This window comes from Flavobacterium sp. MFBS3-15 (assembly GCF_026107645.2).
GTDB lineage: Bacteria > Bacteroidota > Bacteroidia > Flavobacteriales > Flavobacteriaceae > Flavobacterium.
In genome coordinates this window covers 121,430-137,066 of sequence record NZ_JAPCHV010000002.1, presented here as the reverse complement: position 1 = coordinate 137,066, position 15,637 = coordinate 121,430, and the positions used below count along the sequence as shown (strand labels likewise).

Here is a 15,637-nt window from a genome sequence, read left to right as displayed (position 1 = left end):
AATTAAAATAGGTTGTTTCATGAAAACAAGATCACTCTCTATCTAACTAATCGAAAAAGTGTTGCACATCCTTTTGACGAAATGCCATCGTTAAATATGTTCAAATACATTTCAGGATACTTTCAAAAAACTGATTTCATTGTACTTTTGCGGCATGAAGCAAATTTTGAACCTGTTTGATTTTTCCCAAAAGATAAATTATAAAAATGAAGTGTTAGCTGGGCTTACAGTAGCCATGACCATGATACCTGAATCGTTGTCCTTTGCCATACTTGCGGGGCTTCCACCCCTCACCGGCTTATATGCTGCGTTTATTGCAGGCTTTATTACCGCAATCTTTGGAGGCCGGCCGGGTATGATATCAGGCGGTGCAGGTGCTACAGTAGTAGTACTCATTGCGCTAATGCGTTCAAACGGCATTGAATATGTCTTTGCTGCTGTAGCTCTGGCGGGTATTATACAAGTACTGATCGGGCTGTTTAAATTTGGCAAATTTATAAGGCTGGTGCCGCAGCCAGTAATGTATGGGTTCGTTAACGGACTGGCAATTATTATTTTTATGTCGCAATTGGAGCAATTCAAGACTATTGTTCATGGCAGTACAGAATGGCTTTCAGGTAATGCCCTATGGACGATGCTCGGCCTTGTTGCGCTAACCATAGCTGTTGTTCTGGTGTTTCCTAAAATAACAAAGGCCATTCCCGCATCCCTCGTTGCCATTATAGCCGTGTTTGCGGTGGTTGTATTTTTTAATATCGATACACGTACTGTGGCCGACATTGCTTCGGTGGAAGGTGGTTTCCCTCCTTTTCATATACCCCAAATACCTTTTACTTTGGAGGCGTTGCAAGTCATCGCACCATATTCGCTTATAGTTGCTGCCGTTGGCCTGACCGAAGGTTTACTGACACTAAACTTAGTTGATGAAATAACAGGCACCCGTGGCAACAGTGACCGCGAATGCCTTGCTCAGGGCGGTTCAAATATTGCTAATGGTTTCTTTTACGGAATGGGAGGCTGTCCTATGATAGCACAAACACTGGTGAACCTTTCAGCCGGTTCGAGAGCGAGGTTATCAGGGATCATTGCCGCAATGACAATATTGATTATTATATTATTCGGTTCGCCAGTCATTGGAAAATTACCGATGGCCGCCCTGGTAGGTGTAATGATAATGGTAGCAATAGGAACTTTTGAATGGGCAAGTTTCCGAATAATAAATAAAATGCCGCGCCATGATATTTTTGTGGGGATTCTGGTAGCGGTTGTTACCATATTGCTGCATAACCTTGCACTTGCAGTGCTTATTGGTGTAATAATATCAGCATTGGTATTTGCCTGGGAAAGCGCCAGGCGTATACGGGCAAGGACTTACATTGATCTAAATGGCATCAAGCATTATGAAATATACGGACCACTTTTTTTTGGGTCAACCTTAAATTTTATTGAAAAATTTGATGTTGCCAATGACCCTCAAAACGTTGTAATAGATTTCAAGGAGAGCCGCATAACCGATATGTCGGCAATTGAAGCGCTAAATAATATTACAAAAAAATATGCAACGGCAGGCAAAACAGTCGAACTAAGGCACCTGAGTCAGGATTGCCGGGTGTTACTTAGAAATGCTGAAGCAGTAATTAGCGTTAACATCCAGGAAGATCCGCATTATATTGTTGCAACTGAGGATGAAGTCCCTATTTAGAGTTGCATCATTTTAGCACTTCGCCATAATCTATAATAGCAAAGTCCGGAATCTATAGATTCCGGACTTTGCTATTATAACGAAAATGAGCTTCTAAATATCGTCGAAGTCAACATCGGTAAAGCTTTCAGTAGCTGTAATAGTAACTCCTTCTTCGCCCTTTTCACCAAACAGCTTTCTAAAATCTTTCTGGTGCCTTTCGGAAATTACTTCTTCCCCTTTGTTGGAAAGAACATACTCGGTCATTTCATCAAGTATCTCCCTGAATGCTGTAAAATCTTCTTTGTAAAGGTAGATTTTATGCTTTTTGAAGTGGAAAGAGCCATCCTCTTCCGTAAACTTCTTGCTTTCAGTAATGGTTATATAATAGTCATCGGCTTTGGTGGCCCTAACATCAAAAAAATAGGTCCTTCTCCCCGCCCTCAAAACTTTAGAAAAGATCTCTTCCTTTTCCAACATGTCATGTTCTCTCATAATCCTTCTTTTATGTTACCTGGTTTATGTGCTACCAAAAATCTAAAAAAAATATAAAAAAAACAAAAATTATTGTAATTCTTTTTCTGAAAGCTGTTTCAGATACAGTTCTTTATAATACCCTGGTTCGCTTATGAGCGCATTATGAGTACCTTGCTGTATTATTTTACCATCTTCGAGAATAATTATCCGGTCTGCGTTTTTAGCCGATGAAACCCTGTGGCTAACGATAATAGTTGTCTTATCCCTGCAAAACTCAAGGAGGTTATTGAGTATCGCTTCCTCTGTTTCGGTATCTACTGCGGAAAGGCAATCGTCCAGAAGCAATATTGGCGCATCCTTTATCATAGCGCGCGCAATGGATACCCTCTGTTTTTGGCCACCGGAAAGGGTAATACCCCTCTCCCCCAATATCGTTTCATATTGATTGGTAAAGCTTGTAATGTTATTATGCACTACAGCTTTTTTGGCTACAGATACCACTTCATCATCGCCTGCGTCCTCATTACCGAATTTAATATTGTTCTTAATGGAGTCAGAAAACAGGAACGCATCCTGAGGTACAAAGCCAATACTGTCCCGAAGGTCATTCAGGTTTACCTGCCTGATATCTTCGCCGTCTATGGTTACTTTGCCGGTTTCGGTATCGTACAGCCTGCTTATCAGCGAAAGTATGGTCGACTTGCCGGAGCCGGTACGCCCCAGTATCGCCAGCGTTTCACCTTTATGTACTTCAAATGATACATCCTTAAGCGCGGTGATGTTGGTATCGTCATAAGTGAAAGTCACATTCTCAAAAGCGATTTGGCCCAATACAGGTGTATGTGCCGTAGTGTTGTTTTGCACTTCAGGCTTAATTTTCAGGAATTCATTGATGCGTTTTTGCGAAGCTTCCGCCTCCTGTACCATCGATGATATCCAGCCCAGCGATGCTACCGGCCAGGTAAGCATGTTGATGTACAATATGAACTGGGCAATAGTACCGATCTTATCGATACTGCCATTTATGTACATCATACCGCCCACATATATCACCACGAGGTTACTCACACCTATCAATAATATCATCAGCGGGCCGAACTGTGCGTTCACTTTAGCGACACTCATGTTTTTCTTTACACTGTCACGCGAAAGCTCATCAAACGCGGCCTGCTTCTGACCTTCAAGCGCGTAGGCTTTAATAATGCGTATGCCTGAAAACATTTCCTGTGTAAAACTCGACAGTTTTGAAAGGTTCTGCTGGTAGGCTGTACTGCGCTTGTTGATTTCCTTGCTTATTTTAAAAATGCTCCATGCAAGAAGCGGAAGCGGTATAAGTGTATAAAGAGTCAATTTGGGCGATATGATGCACATGTGCGTAATAACTACCACTGTACGTACAATGGTATTGAGCGAGTACATAATGGCCGGGCCAACATACTGGCGTACCCTGTCGACATCGGTACTGATGCGGTTCATAAGGTCGCCCGTGCGGTTTTGCTTGTAAAAACTCTGCGTAAGATTCTCATACTGGCGGAAAATCTCATTCTTCAGGTCGAATTCTACATGCCGTGACATTACAATAAGCGTTTGCCGCATAAAAAATGTAAGTACAGCACCGATTAAAGTAGTGCCAATTATAAGAAGCAGGTTTTCGCCAAGCAGTGTATACAATTCCGAAGCCTCGCTTTCTTTATTTTCCAGGAACTCCTGTGTTGAGTCGATTGAGCGCTTAACCAGCTCCGGGGTAAAAAGGGAGAAGATTTGGGCAGCAATTGTAATCAAAATCCCTAACAGAAATTGAAATTTATATTTTACAAAATATTTGTTTAAATACTGAAGTTCTTTCATTGTTTAAATGGAAAAGCAATTTTATTTATTGGCTTATATGTTAAAACAAAGGCATTAAATGTGTTCTGTATACATTAAAAAAACACGCTCTTAATTATTGATTACGTAAAAAAATACAAATATATTGCCTTATCTTAATTATATGTTTAATTTTGTATCACGTTTTTGAATAATTTCAAATTTTAAAAGATTCTATTATGATAGCAGAAGTTATTAAGGCTAACGACCTTATAAAGGTTGATCCGGTTTTTGGACAGGCATCTTTCAACGATCATGAGCAGGTTGTTTTCTGCCATGACAAAGATACAGGTTTAAAAGCAATAATCGGTATCCATAATACGGTTTTAGGACCTGCGCTTGGCGGTACCAGGATGTGGAAATATGCCAATGAATGGGAAGCCTTGAATGACGTATTGAGGTTATCACGAGGCATGACATATAAGTCAGCTATTTCAGGACTTAATCTTGGAGGAGGTAAAGCTGTTATCATAGGCGACTCTAAATTGGACAAAACCCCCGAGATGATCACAAGGTTTGGACAGTTTGTAGATTCGCTTAGCGGAAAATATATCACTGCTGAAGATGTGGGTACAACCACTGCCGACATGGACCGCATTAATGATGTAACCAAGCATGTAACCGGCATCTCTGAATCTCGTGGCGGCTCAGGAAACCCTTCCCCGGTAACTGCCTATGGCGTTTACATGGGCATGAAGGCAGCAGCTATGCACCAGTTTGGATCTAACAACCTTGGCGGCAAAAAAGTACTGGTACAGGGAACAGGCCATGTGGGCGAAACCCTTATCGACTATCTTACTAAAGAAGGTGCGCTTGTAACCATATCCGACATCAACGAAGCAAGGATGGAAGAAGTTGCCATCAAATACGGTGCTTCAATCTATACAGGCGATGACGTTTATACCGCAGATGTAGACATCTACGCACCATGTGCCCTTGGCGCTACGGTTAATGATGAAACCATCAATAAGCTAAAGGCTAAAGTTATTGCAGGTGCTGCCAACAACCAGCTTGCTGTTGAGCAGGTACACGGCCGCATACTTATGGAAAAGGGCATTGCTTACGCTCCTGACTTCCTTATCAATGCAGGCGGCATCATCAATGTGTATGCTGAAATCGTAGGCTACGACAAGGCTGAAGCAATGAGGAGGACTGAAAACATTTACAACACTACCCTGGAGATTTTCAGCCACGCAGAAGCCAACAACATCACTACGCAGCAGGCCGCAATGTCTATTGCACAGAAGCGCATTGATGACAGGAAAAAAGAAACCGCTAAATAATTAGCGTAAAACGATATTATTTTTAATTTTGCGAAGCGAAAGGATGTCCTTTCGCTTCGCTAATTTTCTAAAGGTTCTTAAAGACGGATGTTAAACAGAAGACACATACGGGTGAAGGTGATGCAATCCATATACGCCATGCATCAAAACGATTCGGATAATATGGAAAGGGAAGAAAAATTCCTTTTTAACAGTATCGAAAACATCCGCGATTTATATTTAATCATGGTCTCGGCCCTTGTAGAGATCAGGAACGCTGAAGAAGATTACATAGACAAATCGCAAAAAAAGCACCTTGCCACTCCCGAGGAGCGCAATCCAAACAGGAAATTTATCCACAACCAGGTATTACAGCTGCTGAATGAAAGCAATCCGTTAAGCATTGCCATGGAGGACCGCAAAATTGACAACTGGAAACGCAACGACGATTACATCCTGCTTTTGCTTGAGGATGTAAAAAACAGCGAAGTGTACCAAAAATACATGCATAACAAGGAGAATGACTGGGAAGAAGACCGCCGGTTTGTACACGACCTGTTTACTGAAGTAGTTGCACCCAACGAAAAGCTATACGAATACCTTGAAGACCATAAGCTTACTTGGGTAGACGATATTCCATTGGTAAATACATACATTGCTAAACAGCTGAAGCAGCTTACACAAGAAGGTAAAGATGCTTATTGTGTACCCAAACTATATAAAGATGCCGACGACAAGGATTTTGTGCGCGACCTTTTCCGTAAGACTGTACTCAATGAAGTAGAGCTGGCAAAGGAATTCATAGACAAAACCCCAAACTGGGATACAGAGCGAATTGCCGAAATTGATGCAATCACTCTCAAAATGGCAATATGTGAGTTTCTTAAATTCCCTTCGATACCGGTTAAAGTTACAATAAACGAATACCTTGAAATCGCAAAGGAATATTCTACGCCAAAAAGCAGTATCTTTATCAACGGTATCCTTGACAACCTGGTGAAGGATTACCAGACGAATAATAAGTTAATAAAGACCGGAAGAGGCTTAATGTAAAACCACTAAAATTTACTATAAAATGATCAACAAATCATTCGCCATGCTTGCCATAGCAGCAATAACACTTACATCATGCAAAAAAGAGAATGCTGCACTTCGCATTGATGATGCGACGGCAAAAAAAGCCGAGCTTGCCCACGCGGAAGCAGGAAAGCTCCCAGTAATAAAATTTGAAAACCCTGAGCACGACTTTGGAACCATCCAATCGGGCGTAAAAGTAGAGCACACCTATAAATTCACCAATGAAGGGACTGCCGACCTTGTAATAAGCAATGTAAAGGCAAGCTGCGGGTGTACCGTACCAAGCTACACACAGACTCCTGTAAAGCCGGGTGGCCAGGGTGAGATAAAGGTAACGTTCGACTCAACCGGAAAAAGCGGTAACCAGTCTAAAGACGTAACAGTGACCTTAAATACCGAAAAAGGTACCGAAATACTTAAATTTAAAGCCAATGTTGCAGCAGGCGGCATAGGCGTTGTTAAACACTAATACATGGAACAATTACAAACGTTTTTACCGTTAATCTTAATGTTCGTGGTTATCTACTTTATGATGATAAGGCCACAGCAGAAAAAGCAAAAACTCGAAAAGGAATTTGAACAGGCGCTAAAGGTGGGCGACAAAATCATCACCAAAAGTGGTATACACGGCAGGATAGCCGAACTGGCAAGCGATACCGTAGTCATAGAAACTATGGCAGGCAAGCTGAAACTGGAACGCAGTGCGATATCACTCGAACTGAGCCAAAAGTTAAACGCACCGGCTAAAGCATAACAAAGTCCCCATCACACGATGGGGATTTTTTTATATTTACAATATGAAAACAGTGCACTTGGAAAAAGGCAAAGACAAGCTGTCCTTATCTATTTATGCCATGGAAACCTATGAGGATTTTGATTCCATAGCGGATTATCTTATAAAAAAATTCTCCGCACAGGTAATTGAAACCCTTGATGGCCCTGCTGAAAGGGTTTGGACATTTTTAGTACCTAAGAAAAACGCCAATGCAGGCAGGTTATCGGTATATGACCGTTTGACATTGCAAAATAATCCTTATAGCAATTCGCTTTATGGGGCACCCGGAACACTAACTACAATGGAGCGCATCTTTTTCGATATGCAAGCCCGATTTGATAACATAAAGGTAAACCCTGTAGATATAGTGCCAAGGATTGAAAAAACAGATACTCTCATAACTGCGCTTTCTGAGAAATACCAGCTCCAAACTTCTAACCCTAAGGAAACCATACGCCCCTATCTCAATGACGCTATCTCTATAAAGACAGATACACCATATATCAATGATGAAGGGTATTATTATTACCTGAGCCAGTACGGCGACATGAGTATCGCATCGGAAGAATTGAGTATTTTGGTTTATGGATTTGGCTACTGGGACGGAAGCGCTATAAGGGATTATCCGCTGCTCAGTCCTAACGGGTTTTATGCTGTAGCCGACCAATGCGACGAAGACGGCAATATGGTTTATGTAGCCTATAATGCTTCGGTTGAAAATGGATTAAAAATATGGCTCTCAAAAGAACTTGATAATGGATTCATTCCTGTATATGACGACTTTACCCAATGGCTTGAGGCGGTACTGGATGGATCATTTTTGCATTACGTTAACAATGAATTGTAAACAGGATAATTAGAATAGTATCAATTAGGTTCACATTTTCAATACAATACCATCTTATTTTTAATCACTCTATTTATAAACTGCTGTTTAACAATTATTTATAATTCTTCTAAAAGCAGATCTCCGTAACTTTATGATATAATCAAAACTATAAAGCCATGGACATCAAATTAGCAAATTGTTGCGGCAACTGCGATCACCATATTAAAGGCCAGGTGTGCAACATACACGAAGTAATCACAGCAGAGACACAGGCATGCGGTGCTTATGAATTTCGCGCTGTACTAAGCAGGGAAACCGATTGCCTGAAATGTTCAAAATTCCAGACCCCACACTGCCCTCATTCCGAAAAGGCAAGCGAAGGCATGATGTGTACCGTTTTCTATCCCCGGATAGTGGCGTAGTTAAAAGAAAGCAAACTAGGCCTGTACTTTAACAACAGCTTAGGCTTGCATTAAGAAAAGCATAGTAAAGTATTATGTAACTTTACATCATAAACAGGCAACAATTGCAATACACGATGTCGAAGCGAAGATGACGGGTAGTCAGTTTTGCCGATGGAGGCTGTAAGGGGCGCTGTACTTTCCACCCGTTCGTACAGGGCAGCAACCTACGCCGGCGCTTTATGCGGAAACCGGTCAGCAACACGGCAAATATCGGCGAATAAGTGTAATGTAGTGAAACCTGCGCTGTAATAACAGCAATATAATCCCCATCATGGAATTCTGAGATGGGGATTATTTATTTTGTCAAACGCTAACTGAAAACTGAGACTGAGACTGACAACTATCTGTATTTATCATTCAGCCCCCGTCCTTCCAATATCAATGGCTTTACTTTTTCCAAACGTGAAATTTGCGTTTCCAGCCGTTTGGCAGAACCGACATATTCCAAAAATTCATTCTGTTTATATGGCTTGAAGGCTGCAAAGGCTGCAGCCAGTTCTGCCGATGCATCCAGTTCCTTTTGCAGGACTTCGGGTATGGAAAATTCTTTTTTCTGTGGTTTGATTGCCATTCCTGCCTTTTCTACTTCAATGGCTTCAGCAGCATATTGCAGGATCAGTTTTTCATTGGCATCGTCTTTTGTTTCGAAACGCCATTGCCTCAGTGACTTTGTAGTACCCTCCTGTGCATTGACCAGCACATTGGCAGGATCTTTCAGGAAAACACCTTTATAGAACCATATTGTAAAATAATTGGTAAACCCTCCTATGCCCAAAACATTCTTGCCATTGAGCGTATAAGTTGGAGCACCCCATTTTACAGTTTCTACCAGTTCGGTTTTAGCAAGTATAGCTTTAAGCGCCTCGAGCTCTGTCTCCCAAAGATGCATCTTGTCCCAAACTTTCTTTTCCTTTTCCACAGGTTGTTACTTTTGCGCTGTAAGCTCAGCAATCCGCACAATGACTTCGACCGCCTTCTGCATGCTTTCTACAGGAACGTACTCATATTTGCCATGGAAGTTATGCCCCCCTGCAAAAATATTCGGGCACGGCAATCCCATATAGGATAACTGGCAGCCATCCGTACCGCCACGTATCGGCTTAATGAGCGGCTTAATACCAAGGTCTTTCATGGCTTGTTCAGCAATATCCACAATATGAAAGACAGGCTCTACCTTTTCCTTCATGTTGTAGTATTGGTCTTTTACTTCCGCCACAGCGATGTCACCGCCAAATTGCTTTTCGTATTTACGGTTAATGCCATCGACAATCTTCTTAACCAGTTTTTTGCGCTTCTCAAATTGCTTTTTGTCGTGGTCGCGGATGATGAGCTGCACCGTAGTTTCTTCTATGCTCCCGCTAATCCCTGTAACATGGAAAAACCCTTCATAGCCCGAAGTCTTTTCCGGCACTTCCTCTTTCGGTAATTTCGAAATGAACTTATTGGCAATAAGCATGGAGTTGATCATCTTTCCTTTTGCATAACCCGGATGCACGCTCTTGCCTTTAAAGGTTACTTTTGCACCTGCGGCGTTAAAGTTCTCGTATTCCAGCTCCCCTATCTGGCTGCCGTCCATAGTATACGCCCAGTCAGCACCGAATTTTGCTACGTCAAACTTATGCGCGCCACGGCCAATTTCCTCATCAGGTGTAAAACCGATGCGTATTTTTCCGTGCTTTATCTCAGGATGTTGTATCAGGAATTCCATTGCAGTGACAATCTCGGTAATGCCGGCCTTATCATCTGCACCCAGCAAGGTCATGCCATCGGTAGTAATTATGGTCTGGCCCTTGTATTGCAGGAGATCTTTAAAGTAATTGGGAGACAGCACAATGCCTTGTTCTTTATTCAGGATAATGTCTCCGCCATCATAATTTTTAATTATCTGCGGTTTGATGTTAGCTCCTGTAAAATCGGGAGTTGTATCAAAATGCGACACAAACCCTATAACCGGCACATCATGCTCTACATTGGATGGCAGGGTCGCCATGATGTACGCATTATCGTCGATGGTTACATCCTCAAGGCCAATTTGCTTCAGCTCTTCGACAAGCTGCCTGGCAAGGTCCCATTGCTTTGCGGTGCTGGGGGTTGTATCAGAATTAGGGTCAGATTCGGTGTCAACGGTTACATAGCTAATGAACCGGTCAATGATATGCTGCATGTTCGTTTATTTGTTTAGCAACAAATTTACGATTTATTAATTATCCTGAAACACTTATAAGTTATCGTATTCAGCCTACCGATTAAGTAAAGTCACTACTTGCTCCTGTTCAGCACCTTATATTCCTCATAACAGCCGCTTATGGCATCCATGATCTGGAGGTCGTTGGCGGTTGTTATGAATTCCTGCGAATAATTGCAATGCTCGAGTATGTCAGCAATGTCTTCCTTGGTCACACCCAATAATGCTGCAAGGGTTTCGCGGTCAAATTTGGCGGCCAGCGCATTGCGTACAGTATCATCCTTTTTCATGTCGCGCAGCCTGCGCATCTCGTTGCCTTTTTTACCAAACAGGTTGTGCAACAGGTCGGCCGGGTTAAACATGTTGCTAAGCACGCGCTTAAAGGCACCCGGCGAATTTTCGCCGCCCTCGTAGCCCTGTGTAAGCCCCGCTATGTTATAGCGGTAACTCTCCTTTACGGGAATCAGCTTGGAATCAACAGGAAGATATCCGGTAAGGTGGTATTTGTCTACAACAACTTCATTAAGCGTGTAGGCGCGTTCGGTAATTGGAATTTTGGCTACAGTTTTGTATTTGATCCAGTCATTGGTTACGCGCACTTTGATGGACTGGAAACCTATGTAGGAGATATGCAGCGTATCGTTGGCAACCGCCTCAATGGTAAAGTTACCCTTTGCATCGGTTACTACGCCCCTTACTTTATTGATGTTAATCACGTTAACGCCCTGTACGGGCAGCTGGTCCACATCAGTGAGGATCGTCCCCGACACAGTCCCGGCATTTTGGGCATCCTGTGCGCCGGATATAAGGGTAAAAAATAAAAATAAAAAAACTACAAAATATCTCATCGGCTGCTTATCTGATGTAAAAGTAATAAACAAACGGGATATTTTGTAGTTAGTATATAATTATGCGAAATTATTTCGCTTAGCTCCTCCTCGGCTTACGCGATCCTGTCGAATCACTGCTCCTGCGCGGTGCGCGTCCTGCCGGGCTTTGTGTCCTGGCCCCGCTCCTGCCGCCTCCAAACGATTCGCCCCTGCGTTCACTTCTGGCATTGCGGTCGGTGCTCCTGTCGCCTCCGGCACGCTTAAAGCCACCACCGCTCCTGCCGTTGTGGTCCCTGCGGTTGTTGTTGTCACGTCCGTCATTCTTGGATATTTCAACATTCAGCCTGCGGCCTTCAAGGTGCATACTGTTCAGGGTTTCCAGAACGACCTCACTGTGTTCGGCATCTGTATTAAAGAAGGAAAAGCCTTCTTTTACATCCACTTTAAATACATCGTCGCGTCCAAGGCCAAGCGTATCACGAAGGAAATCCTTCAGGCTCATCCAGTCGAAGTTATCCCTCGACCCAATGTTTACAAAGTAACGCACCGCGCCGTTTCCGCTTCCGCCGTCATTTGAGGCAAAGCTTTCCCTGCGTTCCGAACCTGCTTTTTGTGCCGAAAGGTCCCTGTTCTTTTTATAGTAGTTGATGAAGCGGTTAAATTCAACCGATACCATCTTCTTGATCAGCTCCTCTTTAGTAAGGTCTTTCATTACCTCATAGATGGCAGGAAGGTATGAGTCAATCTCATGGTCAACTTCAACATCCTTAATCTTGTTAGCAAGGTGGAACAGCTGTATTTCACATATCTCAATGCCTGAAGGTATTGTTTTTTCTTCAAACTTTTGTTTGATAATCCTCTCAATGGCAGATATTTTACGCAGTTCACTTTTAGTAATGATTACGATGGATGTACCCAGCTTTCCGGCACGACCCGTACGTCCGCTACGGTGGTTGTAGGTCTCGATCTCGTCCGGCAGCTGGTAATTGATCACGTGCGTAACGTTATCTACATCGATACCCCTGGCGGCAACGTCGGTAGCCACAAGCATCTGTATCTGCCTGCCACGGAAGGATTTCATAACACCGTCGCGCTGTGCCTGGCTAAGGTCGCCATGCAGTGCAGCGGCGTTGTACCCGTCCTCGATCAGTTTTTCGGCAACTGCCTGGGTATCCCTTTTTGTACGGCAGAAGATAACCGAGAAGATGTCCGGGTTGGCATCGGCCAAACGCTTCAGCGCCTCATAGCGGTCGCGTGCATTCACAAGGTAAAACTCGTGCGATACTGTAGATGAACCCGAATTCTTATGGCCCACAGTGATCTCAAGCGGCTTGCGCATGAATTCTTTGGCGATACGCGCCACTTCCTGCGGCATGGTAGCCGAGAAAAGCCACGTGCTCTTATCGTCCGGTGAGGTAGAAAGGATGTTTACGATATCATCATAAAAGCCCATGTTCAGCATCTCATCTGCCTCATCAAGGATACAGAAGTCGATTTTAGAAATGTTTACCAGCCCGCGATTAATCATGTCCTGCATCCTTCCCGGAGTAGCCACGATGATCTGCGCACCGCGCTTTATTTCCCTGGCCTGCTCTGTAATGCTTGCCCCGCCATATACTGCAACGGTGTTAACACCCTTGATATACTTGGAATAAAGCTTAATTTCGTTGGTAATCTGCAGGCAAAGCTCACGTGTCGGTGAAAGGATAAGTGCCTGTGTTTCCCTGTTTTCAGGGTTTATTTTTTGGATAAGCGGAAAACCAAAAGCTGCTGTTTTCCCTGTCCCCGTTTGCGCAAGCGCTACAATATCTGTATCTTTTTCCAATAATAGGGGAATCGCTTTTTCCTGTACTTCTGACGGATTCTCAAATCCTAGATCGTTTATCGCCCTCAGAAGCGATTCATTCAATCCTAATTGTTCAAATTTATTCATGTATATTTTTAAAATTGGTGCAAAGGTACTGTTTATTAGCGAGATAATCTAATATACAGAACACATTTCTTACAATTAAATAAATTGAAAATCAGAAAGTTATGTTTCCACTCCCCTGCAGGGGTATTTCCGGGGTTTCGCAAAATGTCGGATAGCCGGGGTAACCGTGACGAAATTGATGCAAAATAAGGGCTAATCCTACATCCTGATGTCGCGCAGAAATATGTTGAAATACCGGTGGCTTAATATCGTTTCAAAAATGTAACCAATTGTGCTACTGCCCTCCCCCTGTGGCTCATTTGTGCTTTTTCATCCAGCGACATTTGCGCAAAGGTCACATCCAGATTTTCCGGCTTAAAGATGGGGTCATACCCAAAGCCCCCTTCGCCAGCCTTCTCATAGGTAATATTTCCTTCTACAAGGCCGGTAAACAAATGCTGCTGCCCATTAAGATTCAGCGCTATTACAGTTTTGAATCGGGCACTCCTGTCAGGGTTATTGCCGAGCTCGAGCAAAAGCCTGTGCATATTATCGCCGGCGTTTTTTTGCTCCCCTGCATAGCGGGCCGAGTATACACCCGGCGCACCGTTCAGCGCATTGACCTCCAGCCCCGTATCATCGGCAAAACAATCGTAGCCATATTTCCGGGTCACGTAGTCGGCTTTAAGAATGGCATTCCCTTCAATGGTATCAGCAGTTTCAGGTATGTCTTCATGGCACCCGATGTCCTCCAGGCTCAGCAGTTCGATGTCTGCCGGCAACTGGTGCTTTATCTCAATGATCTTATTCTTATTGTTGGAGGCAAAAACGATCTTCATCATCAGATTTTATAAGGGTCGCGGTTCTTCCTGCTGCAAAGGGCATCGGTAATGTCCGAAATCAGGAACCAGCGCACATTGTGGCCTTTGCCTACCCGGCCGGCCGTATAGATTACGCTGAAAAATTCAACAATGTTAAGAAATACTATTATGGAAAGGTACAGCCAGTAGTAGAGCGACGCAGAAGAAAAAATTTCGTCGAAAGTTACCGGGCCTTCAATAGCATGCCTGCCATGGCGGCGCGGAAAGCGCTCCTCACTGAATAGCAATGATACTGTCCACCAAAAGAGGAAGCTGTTAAAGGGCAGCATGATAAGCTGTACCAATATGGCCTGGATAGAATGCCAGCGTACAAAGTAGCCCGACTTCCGGTGTGCCAGGTAATATCCTGCCGAAGCCAGCACGTTGACGATAGGAAGCGGCAAGGCAGCAATGACGGCTACCACGGCCATGAGGTAGCTTTTGGATGCCTGCTCATATTCATACGGATGTATGGCTTCTGCGCCATTTTTTAAAGTCCCTTGTGAATGTTCCATGCCCAGTTTAAAATTATGAGGACCACCAAGACGATGGCTACCCATCGGATCCCGGCCGTCTGCTCAAATTTACGGAAACTTTTGTAAAAGGTGTCTTTTTTTGCAGCAAGGTCATACACAATCCAAAACGGCAGTGCCATCATAAGCAATGCCAACAGCAGCCCCAATGGGTTTATCAGCAGCGCGTCGGCAAAGTCCCCGTGCGCCACAGCCAAAACCGACCGTGTATTCCCGCAGGAAGGGCAGGCTATACCCGTGGTGTTCTTAAATATGCAGGGGGTAAAATCGCTACGGTGCGCCTTGTCCCACGCATACAGCAGCCAGCCATAACCGGCAGCCAGCAGCACACCTGTTATCAGGTATAGCCTGTTCCTTGTCATTTTAGCCCAGGAATGGCTGCAGTTTTTCCATGTTTTTCTGGCGGGTAAGGTCCATAATAAGGAACCAGTCGATTATCGTCCAAATACCTACTCCACCACACGTAAGCAGCTTAGCCACTCCAAGGCCTGTGTCGCCGATCAGGAAACGGTCAATGCCAAGCCCTCCGGCAAGGATTGAAACGATAAGTATTGTTGTAGGGTCCTTCAACTCTACCGACTGGATCATACCCCATTTAGAATCATCCATTGCAAGCAGCCTTTCGCGTACATAATTAAGATGCTGCGGCTGGAAAAATTTTGCATTGGTCATCAGGTACATGTCAACTCTTTGTGAATCCATTTTGGTTTATTTTTGGTTGTTATTGCCGTAAATATAAAAATATTTTATTGAGTTTAACAAACACAGTAATAATATCGGGCAATTACAGGCTAAAGAACCTAAAATGAAAATAACCTTCTTTTAATATTATGACAGAACATATTTAATAGTTATTTTTGGGGCGTTTTAAAACGCAAAATGAATT

17 protein-coding genes are annotated in these 15,637 nt (G+C 43.5%); 7 read left to right on the top strand and 10 right to left on the bottom strand.

The window, feature by feature from the left end:
* Nucleotides 1-154 precede the first annotated feature (154 nt).
* Entirely contained in the window at nucleotides 155-1,702 is a 1,548-nt protein-coding gene (locus tag OGH69_RS02600) for a SulP family inorganic anion transporter (RefSeq protein ID WP_265172878.1), read from the top strand.
* A gap of 93 nt (nucleotides 1,703-1,795) precedes the next feature.
* On the opposite strand, the gene OGH69_RS02595 is transcribed toward OGH69_RS02600, so the two are convergent.
* Together OGH69_RS02595 and OGH69_RS02590 are read right to left on the bottom strand one after the other, a co-directional pair.
* On the bottom strand, nucleotides 1,796-2,176 hold the full coding sequence (locus OGH69_RS02595; protein ID WP_265172877.1) for a PUR family DNA/RNA-binding protein: 381 nt from the start codon (nucleotides 2,174-2,176) through the stop codon (nucleotides 1,796-1,798).
* A gap of 69 nt (nucleotides 2,177-2,245) precedes the next feature.
* Nucleotides 2,246-4,006: an ABC transporter ATP-binding protein gene (locus OGH69_RS02590; protein ID WP_265172876.1), complete on the bottom strand. Its 1,761-nt coding sequence runs from the start codon at nucleotides 4,004-4,006 to the stop codon at nucleotides 2,246-2,248.
* A 197-nt stretch (nucleotides 4,007-4,203) separates the two neighbouring features.
* Here OGH69_RS02590 and OGH69_RS02585 point away from each other — a divergent pair, with 197 nt between their 5' ends.
* From OGH69_RS02585 to OGH69_RS02560, 6 genes are all read left to right on the top strand, one after another.
* Entirely contained in the window at nucleotides 4,204-5,307 is a 1,104-nt protein-coding gene (locus tag OGH69_RS02585; protein WP_265172875.1) for a Glu/Leu/Phe/Val dehydrogenase dimerization domain-containing protein, read from the top strand.
* 87 nt (nucleotides 5,308-5,394) lie between these two features.
* A complete protein-coding gene (gene nusB / locus OGH69_RS02580) occupies nucleotides 5,395-6,339 on the top strand; it encodes a transcription antitermination factor NusB (protein ID WP_265172874.1) in 945 nt (314 codons plus the stop codon).
* A 22-nt stretch (nucleotides 6,340-6,361) separates the two neighbouring features.
* Nucleotides 6,362-6,832, top strand: coding sequence for a DUF1573 domain-containing protein (locus OGH69_RS02575; RefSeq protein WP_265172873.1), 471 nt, complete (start codon nucleotides 6,362-6,364; stop codon nucleotides 6,830-6,832).
* A gap of 3 nt (nucleotides 6,833-6,835) precedes the next feature.
* Nucleotides 6,836-7,117, top strand: coding sequence for a preprotein translocase subunit YajC (yajC, locus tag OGH69_RS02570; protein ID WP_265172872.1), 282 nt, complete (start codon nucleotides 6,836-6,838; stop codon nucleotides 7,115-7,117).
* A 43-nt stretch (nucleotides 7,118-7,160) separates the two neighbouring features.
* Entirely contained in the window at nucleotides 7,161-7,985 is an 825-nt protein-coding gene (locus OGH69_RS02565) for a hypothetical protein (RefSeq protein WP_265172871.1), read from the top strand.
* Nucleotides 7,986-8,143: 158 nt separating this feature from the next.
* Nucleotides 8,144-8,389 (top strand): hypothetical protein, encoded by a 246-nt coding sequence (locus OGH69_RS02560; protein WP_265172870.1) that lies wholly within the window; start codon nucleotides 8,144-8,146, stop codon nucleotides 8,387-8,389.
* Nucleotides 8,390-8,771: 382 nt separating this feature from the next.
* Here OGH69_RS02560 and OGH69_RS02555 read toward each other — a convergent pair whose 3' ends face one another.
* The 8 genes from OGH69_RS02555 to OGH69_RS02520 all read right to left on the bottom strand — a co-directional run bounded on the left by OGH69_RS02555 (nucleotide 8,772) and on the right by OGH69_RS02520 (nucleotide 15,453).
* Nucleotides 8,772-9,350: a YdeI/OmpD-associated family protein gene (locus tag OGH69_RS02555; RefSeq protein ID WP_265172869.1), complete on the bottom strand. Its 579-nt coding sequence runs from the start codon at nucleotides 9,348-9,350 to the stop codon at nucleotides 8,772-8,774.
* A gap of 6 nt (nucleotides 9,351-9,356) precedes the next feature.
* Entirely contained in the window at nucleotides 9,357-10,595 is a 1,239-nt protein-coding gene (pepT, locus tag OGH69_RS02550; protein ID WP_265172868.1) for a peptidase T, read from the bottom strand.
* A gap of 95 nt (nucleotides 10,596-10,690) precedes the next feature.
* Nucleotides 10,691-11,464, bottom strand: coding sequence for a carboxypeptidase-like regulatory domain-containing protein (locus OGH69_RS02545; RefSeq protein WP_265172867.1), 774 nt, complete (start codon nucleotides 11,462-11,464; stop codon nucleotides 10,691-10,693).
* Nucleotides 11,465-11,543: 79 nt separating this feature from the next.
* Nucleotides 11,544-13,379, bottom strand: a complete 1,836-nt coding sequence (locus tag OGH69_RS02540) for a DEAD/DEAH box helicase (RefSeq protein ID WP_265172866.1) — start codon at nucleotides 13,377-13,379, stop codon at nucleotides 11,544-11,546.
* 242 nt (nucleotides 13,380-13,621) lie between these two features.
* Nucleotides 13,622-14,197, bottom strand: a complete 576-nt coding sequence (locus OGH69_RS02535) for a non-canonical purine NTP diphosphatase (protein ID WP_265173101.1) — start codon at nucleotides 14,195-14,197, stop codon at nucleotides 13,622-13,624.
* A 2-nt stretch (nucleotides 14,198-14,199) separates the two neighbouring features.
* Nucleotides 14,200-14,733 carry a magnetosome magnetite crystal formation protein family gene (locus tag OGH69_RS02530; protein ID WP_265172865.1) on the bottom strand — a complete coding sequence of 178 codons (534 nt, stop codon included), beginning with the start codon at nucleotides 14,731-14,733 and terminating at the stop codon, nucleotides 14,200-14,202.
* Nucleotides 14,709-15,113, bottom strand: a complete 405-nt coding sequence (locus OGH69_RS02525) for a DUF2752 domain-containing protein (protein WP_265172864.1) — start codon at nucleotides 15,111-15,113, stop codon at nucleotides 14,709-14,711. Before OGH69_RS02525 ends, OGH69_RS02530 begins: the two co-directional genes overlap by 25 nt.
* 1 nt (nucleotide 15,114) lies before the next feature.
* Nucleotides 15,115-15,453: a TM2 domain-containing protein gene (locus tag OGH69_RS02520; RefSeq protein WP_265172863.1), complete on the bottom strand. Its 339-nt coding sequence runs from the start codon at nucleotides 15,451-15,453 to the stop codon at nucleotides 15,115-15,117.
* Nucleotides 15,454-15,637: the final 184 nt, after the last annotated feature.

Bases quoted from the DNA above. Each gene is read 5' to 3' on its own strand.
- OGH69_RS02600 (WP_265172878.1), top strand. From the start codon at position 155: ATGAAGCAAATTTTGAACCTGTTTGATTTTTCCCAAAAGATAAATTAT.
- OGH69_RS02595 (WP_265172877.1), bottom strand. From the start codon at position 2,176: ATGAGAGAACATGACATGTTGGAAAAGGAAGAGATCTTTTCTAAAGTT.
- OGH69_RS02590 (WP_265172876.1), bottom strand. From the start codon at position 4,006: ATGAAAGAACTTCAGTATTTAAACAAATATTTTGTAAAATATAAATTT.
- OGH69_RS02585 (WP_265172875.1), top strand. From the start codon at position 4,204: ATGATAGCAGAAGTTATTAAGGCTAACGACCTTATAAAGGTTGATCCG.
- nusB (WP_265172874.1), top strand. From the start codon at position 5,395: ATGTTAAACAGAAGACACATACGGGTGAAGGTGATGCAATCCATATAC.
- OGH69_RS02575 (WP_265172873.1), top strand. From the start codon at position 6,362: ATGATCAACAAATCATTCGCCATGCTTGCCATAGCAGCAATAACACTT.
- yajC (WP_265172872.1), top strand. From the start codon at position 6,836: ATGGAACAATTACAAACGTTTTTACCGTTAATCTTAATGTTCGTGGTT.
- OGH69_RS02565 (WP_265172871.1), top strand. From the start codon at position 7,161: ATGAAAACAGTGCACTTGGAAAAAGGCAAAGACAAGCTGTCCTTATCT.
- OGH69_RS02560 (WP_265172870.1), top strand. From the start codon at position 8,144: ATGGACATCAAATTAGCAAATTGTTGCGGCAACTGCGATCACCATATT.
- pepT (WP_265172868.1), bottom strand. From the start codon at position 10,595: ATGCAGCATATCATTGACCGGTTCATTAGCTATGTAACCGTTGACACC.
- OGH69_RS02545 (WP_265172867.1), bottom strand. From the start codon at position 11,464: ATGAGATATTTTGTAGTTTTTTTATTTTTATTTTTTACCCTTATATCC.
- OGH69_RS02540 (WP_265172866.1), bottom strand. From the start codon at position 13,379: ATGAATAAATTTGAACAATTAGGATTGAATGAATCGCTTCTGAGGGCG.
- OGH69_RS02535 (WP_265173101.1), bottom strand. From the start codon at position 14,197: ATGAAGATCGTTTTTGCCTCCAACAATAAGAATAAGATCATTGAGATA.
- OGH69_RS02530 (WP_265172865.1), bottom strand. From the start codon at position 14,733: ATGGAACATTCACAAGGGACTTTAAAAAATGGCGCAGAAGCCATACAT.
- OGH69_RS02525 (WP_265172864.1), bottom strand. From the start codon at position 15,113: ATGACAAGGAACAGGCTATACCTGATAACAGGTGTGCTGCTGGCTGCC.
- OGH69_RS02520 (WP_265172863.1), bottom strand. From the start codon at position 15,453: ATGGATTCACAAAGAGTTGACATGTACCTGATGACCAATGCAAAATTT.